The following is a 5813-nucleotide window of genomic DNA, read 5'->3' on the forward strand; positions in this document are numbered from 1 at the left end:
GCGGGGCGGGCTCGTAGTCATGGCGTGGCGCCGCACCGAAACGGGCGTGCAGGGGAAGGAGCGCTGCACGGTCGCACGACGGACTGTCGGCTCCCCACAGACGGTCGCGACGCTCATGACTGGGCACGCAATGGGTGAAATCGTCGCATGCCACGGCAGAGTCTACCGTCTCGGCAAGGCCAGAGACGGAGGCAAGCAGGAGCGCCATCAGCAGTAGCAGCAATCGTAATGTCTGTTTCATCGGTCTGTGTATAGTTGTATCAAGTGGGGACAAGCCCCCGGGGGGCATTATGGGTGATGGGGGGTGGCAGAGGGGCTGCGGGTCAGTAGAGCAGCATGAGTCCGGCAAAGGCGGCAAGGCATATCATCTGGATGGGGCCCACCTTGACTATCTTGGTGCCCACGAAGGTGGCGACAAAGAGACCGATGCTAATCCAGAACTGCCAGGGCGACACCTGCATGACGCCGAAGTTCTCGCCATTGCAGAGCATGAGCGTGGCGGCAGCCAAGAGGCCCACAACCACGGGGCGGAGTCCGGCGAAGACGCTCTGCACCAGCGCAGTGTGCATGTATTTCATAAACATGCGGCTGATGAGTATCATCAGGATAAACGACGGCAGCACCAGGGAGAATGTGGCGACGACTGAGCCAAGGACACACATCGCAGGGTCGAACCCCGCGTTCTGCATGGCGGTGAAACCGCAGTAGGTGGCAGAGTTGATGCCGATGGGGCCAGGCGTCATCTGCGAGATGGCAACCACGTTGGTAAACTCGGCAGACGAGAGCCAGTGGTGGTGGACCACCGTCTCGGCCTGGATGAGCGACAGCATGCCGTAGCCACCGCCAAAGCCGAAGAGGCCAATCTTGAAGAACGTGACAAAGAGGCTCAGGAATATCATCGTTACTCAGTAGGTTTAATGATTCGACCATAGAGATAACCACCGATGCCTGCGCCGATGAGCACGTAGATGGGGTTGACATTGAACGCCCAGATAAGCAGCGCGCTGACTATGGGTATCCAGCAGTTGGTAAGGCAGATGCCGGTGATCTTCGCCATATTGAACGTAGGCACGGCTATGAGCGCTACCACAGCAGGACGGATGCCCATAAACATGGCTGAGACCCAAGGGATGTTGATGAAATGGCGGAAGCACATGGCAATGGCAAGGATGATGAGAAACGAAGGCAGCGCGGTGCCCAATGCTGTGCAGAGGGCGCCGGCTGTCTTGCGCATCTTGTATCCTATGAAGACGCTGATGTTGATGGCAAATACGCCTGGACAACTCTGGGCGATGGCGAGCATGTCGACAAACTCGTCCTTGCTCACCCACCCTCTCTTCTCTACCACTTCGGCTTCGATGAGGGGTATCATGGCGTAGCCTCCACCCAGGGTGAAGGCGCCAATCTTGACAAACGTCTTGAATGCTTCTAAATAGAAATTCGCCATTATCGCTTGTTCTCAATCCATTTGCGGGCATTGACGAAGGCCTCAATCCAAGGAGTGACCTCGTCGCCACGACGGTCGGCAGGATAGTAAGCCTGCTGCCAGGGGAAGATGGCTCGCTCCAGGTGGGGCATCATGGCCAGATGACGGCCGTCGGCAGAACAGATACCGGCGACATTGTAGTCGGAGCCGTTGGGATTGCCGGGGTACTGGGCGTAGCTGTACTTGGCCACGACGTTGTAGGCGCTCTCGCCCTCGGGCAGAGAGAAGCGTCCCTCGCCATGGGCTACCCAGATGCCGAGTTTGTCGCCGCTCAGGCTGCCAAACATGACGCTGTTGTTCTGGGGAATATCGAGTCCGAGGAAGGCACTCTCAAACTTGTGCGACACATTGTGAAGCAGATGGGCACGCTGCTCGTGCTCAGGGTTGATGAGGTTGAGCTCGACCATGAGCTGGCAGCCGTTGCAGATACCCAGCGAGAGCGTGTCCTCACGGGCATAGAACTTGTCGAGGGCTTCCTTGGCTTTGGGGTTGAAGAGGAAGGCGCCGGCCCAACCCTTGGCAGAGCCGAGCACGTCGGAGTTGGAGAAGCCGCCACAGAAGACAATCATGCTGATATCCTCGAGGGTCTCGCGGCCACTGATGAGGTCGGTCATCATGACATCCTTCACATCGAAGCCTGCCAAGTAGAGCGAGTAAGCCATCTCGCGCTCGCCATTGGTTCCCTTCTCGCGGATGATGGCGGCCTTGATGCCCGACGGCTTGCGACGGTCGGCGCTGATGCCATACTGGGCGAGCGTACCGGTGAAGTCGTCGTTGAACTTCATCACGATGGGCTGGTGCTTATAGTTGTCGCGGCGCTCGCGAGCCATACCATTCATGCTCTGTTTGCGGTCGAGCAGATAGCTGGTCTTATACCAGGTGTCGCGAAGGGCGTCGATGTCGAAGGTATGCTGGTAGTCGTCTTTCTTGATGACGATGGTGCGGCTGTCGGGGCTGGGATAGCCAATCTTGGCATAGCCGATGCCGGCATCCTCGAGGAAGGCGCGCAGCTCCTGCTTGTGCTCGTCGCTCACCTGGATAACCACGCCGGGGTTCTCGGCGAAGAGGAGCTTCACGATGTCATCGTCGGCGATGTCATGGAGATTGACGTGCATACCGCCGTGGGTGTTGGCAAAGGTCATCTCGAGCAGTGTGGTGATGAGACCACCGGCAGAGATGTCGTGGCCAGCCATAATCCAACCGCGGTTGATGAGCTCCTGCACAGCCTCGAAACAGTCAGCGAAGTACTCGGCATTGGCTACGGTGGGCACATCGTCGCCTACCTTGCCGAGGCTCTGCGCAAAGGCGGAGCCACCCAGACGCTGGGTGTCGAAGCTGAAGTCGATATGGTAGAGGGATGAGTTCTTGTCATTGACCATCACGGGCGATACGACCTTGCGCACGTCGAAAACCTCGCCACCAGCCGAAACGATAACGGTACCGGGAGAGATAATCTTATCGCCATTGGGGTACTGCTGGCTCAGCGAGAGGCTGTCCTTACCAGTGGGCACGTTGATGTGGAGGGCGCAGCAGAAGTCAGAGAGTGCCTCGACAGCCTGGTACAGGCGTGCATCCTCACCCTTCTGCGAACGGCAGGGCCACATCCAGTTGGCACTGAGCGACAGGCTTTCCATGCCGTCGGCAAGGGGAGCCCAGACGATGTTGGTCAGAGCCTCTGCCACAGAGAGCACACTACCGGCAGAGGGATTGGCGAGACCTGCCTGAGGCGCATGGCCCAAGGCGGTGGCGATACCCTTGCGTCCGCGGTAGTCGAGGGCTACCACGCCACAGTCGGAGAGGGGCAGCTGTATCTCGCCCTGACACTGCTGACGGGCAATCTTACCGGTAACCGAGCGGTCTACCTTGTTGGTAAGCCAGTCTTTGCAAGCCACGGCTTCGAGCTGAAGCACGCGCTGCAGATATTCATCTATCTTGTCTTGTGAATAAGTAACGTCTTCATAGTGGCGCACCACGGTCTCATCCTGCATTACGGTCTTGGGAGAGTGACCGAACATCTGTGCCACATCGAGGTCGAAGGGCTTCTTGCCATCGCCCTGGACGAATGAGAAGTGGGCGTCGCCGGTGGTCTCGCCGACTACATAGAGCGGGGCACGCTCGCGCTCGGCGATACGCTGCACATGCTCGAGATGCTTCTCGTCGATGAGCAGACCCATGCGCTCCTGGCTCTCGTTGGCGATGATTTCCTTGGCGCTGAGGGTCTTGTCGCCGATAGGCAGACGGGTCATGTCTATCTCGCCACCACAGTCTTCAACCAGCTCGGAGAGGCAGTTGAGGTGGCCGGCAGAACCGTGATCGTGGATACTTACCACGGGGTTGTTGTCTTCCTCAACCAGAGCGCGCACGAGGTTGTAGGCGCGCTTCTGCATCTCTGGATTGGCGCGCTGCACGGCATTGAGCTCGATACCATTGGAGTAGCGTCCGGTATCGACCGAAGAAACAGAGCCGCCACCAAGACCGATGCGATAGTTGTCGCCACCGACCACTACGACCTTGTTGCCCTTCTGGGGCTCGCCCTTCAGACAGTCGCGCTTCTTGCCGTAGCCTACGCCACCGGCAAGCATAATCACCTTGTCATAACCCAGACGCTGGCCGTCGCCACCATGCTCAAAGGTGAGCACAGAGCCGGTGATAAGGGGTTGGCCAAACTTGTTGCCGAAGTCTGATGCGCCATTGGAGGCCTTGATCAGAATCTGCTCGGGAGTCTGGTAGAGCCACTGGCGCACGGGGAGCAGGTCTTCCCAGTCGCGCTCAGCGATGGTCTTGCCCTCGTCGTCGGTCAGACGGGGATAGGAGGTCATATAGACAGCCGTACCGGCGATGGGCCATGAGCCTACACCGCCACCCATACGGTCGCGTATCTCTCCGCCGGTACCTGTAGCAGCGCCGTTGAAGGGTTCTACTGTCGTGGGGAAGTTGTGGGTCTCGGCCTTGAGCGAGATGACGCTCTCGATATCTTCTACCTGGAAGTAGTCAGCGGTAGACTGGTCCTTGGGAGCGAACTGCTCAATCACGGGGCCTTGGGCGAAAGCCACATTGTCCTTGTATGCCGACAATATCTTGCCGGGGTTCTCCTTGGTGGTCTTCTTTATCATCGCAAACAGGCTCGATTCCATCTCTTTGCCATCGATGATGAAGGTACCGCCGAAAATCTTGTGACGGCAGTGTTCTGAGTTAATCTGTGCGAAGCCAAAGATTTCTGAGTCGGTGAGCGGACGGCCGTTCTGCTTTTCTATCTTGTGCAGATACTCTATCTCCTCGGGCGAGAGGGCAAGGCCTTCCTGCTCGTTGTATTCCTCCAGATTGTCAACGTACTTGATAGGTTCGGGCTCGTGGTTCACAGTGAACACGTTCTGGTCTATGCCCTCGTACATACGCTGGAGCATGGGGTCGTGGTCGGCATCAGCGCTGGCCACAGGGAAGAACTCCTCTATACGCGAAATGCCGCTGAGGTTCATATTCTGGGTAATCTCAACGGCATTTGTGCTCCAAGGCGTAATCATTTCACGGCGTGGGCCCACATAGAAGCCCTGCAAAGCCTGCTCCGCCATGAGGGTGGCGTCGCCATAAAGCCAACTGAGTTCGTCGATTTCCTGCTGATTGGGCTGATGGTTGATTTCAGTCGCAATCACATGCTCGTTCTGAGTCTTGAAGAAGAGAATCATATTATTCTTACTGTATTTATGAGTTTTCTGACTGCAAAGTTAGTGCAAGTCGAAGACAATTCAAAGAAAAAACATGGTTTTTTCAACTTGAATTGTTGAGACGAAGCCTAAATTATTGAAAGTTAGTGCAAGTCGAAGACAATTCAAAGAAAAAAGCGTGTTTTTTCAACTTGAATTGTTGAGACGCAGCCTAAATTATTGAAAGTTAGTGCAAGTTGAACACAATTCAAAGAAAAAGCGCACCGAGTTTGCGATTTTTCCATTGACCCACCGCCTTTATATATAATAAGGTGTAGGTGTAGAGATGCCCATTGAACTCTTCCCCATGAGAAAGACAAGAAAGGAGGTGACCCATATCCTCGTTTCCCACTATTTATTGCGCCTGCGAGGGTGGTGAAATAAATACAAAAAGCCGTGGCTGCGGATGGCGGCTTCGCCTTGGCGTGGACGGCGGTGCCGACCGTCGGAAAACGAGTTTTCCTCCGTGCCGTCTCCACCATCCCCACCGTCATGCACCGCATGACGCCATCCCCCGCAACGGTAAAAAAAGCGGCCTACGGCCGTTCAAAAAGTCCGCCGTTGGCGGTACAAAAACAGCTGGTTATTGGAGACCCCTCCCCAAACCCTCCTGAAAGCCCCTCCCC

General features: G+C 56.5%; 4 protein-coding genes. All 4 read right to left on the reverse strand.

Annotated elements, in window-relative coordinates:
• Positions 1-241: hypothetical protein (locus CIK87_RS04085; RefSeq protein ID WP_144008103.1), on the reverse strand; the 241-nt coding region annotated here is incomplete at its 3' end.
• Between the two features lie 82 nt (positions 242-323).
• The gene (locus CIK87_RS04090; RefSeq protein ID WP_094385713.1) at positions 324-899 is read right to left on the reverse strand and encodes a chromate transporter; all 576 of its coding nucleotides are present in this window, start codon (positions 897-899) and stop codon (positions 324-326) included.
• Positions 900-901: 2 nt separating this feature from the next.
• Positions 902-1447 carry a chromate transporter gene (locus CIK87_RS04095; protein ID WP_094385715.1) on the reverse strand — a complete coding sequence of 182 codons (546 nt, stop codon included), beginning with the start codon at positions 1445-1447 and terminating at the stop codon, positions 902-904.
• Positions 1447-5169, reverse strand: a complete 3723-nt coding sequence (purL, locus tag CIK87_RS04100; protein ID WP_094385717.1) for a phosphoribosylformylglycinamidine synthase — start codon at positions 5167-5169, stop codon at positions 1447-1449. Before purL ends, CIK87_RS04095 begins: the two co-directional genes overlap by 1 nt.
• Between the last annotated feature and the right edge of the window lie 644 nt (positions 5170-5813).

The sequence above is a fragment of the Prevotella sp. P5-64 genome, from assembly GCF_002251285.1.
Classification (GTDB): domain Bacteria; phylum Bacteroidota; class Bacteroidia; order Bacteroidales; family Bacteroidaceae; genus Prevotella.

What these genes read in the sequence shown, in the direction of transcription:
- CIK87_RS04090 (WP_094385713.1), bottom strand. Translation starts at nt 899, where the DNA reads ATGATATTCCTGAGCCTCTTTGTCACGTTCTTCAAGATTGGCCTCTTC.
- CIK87_RS04095 (WP_094385715.1), bottom strand. Translation starts at nt 1,447, where the DNA reads ATGGCGAATTTCTATTTAGAAGCATTCAAGACGTTTGTCAAGATTGGC.
- purL (WP_094385717.1), bottom strand. Translation starts at nt 5,169, where the DNA reads ATGATTCTCTTCTTCAAGACTCAGAACGAGCATGTGATTGCGACTGAA.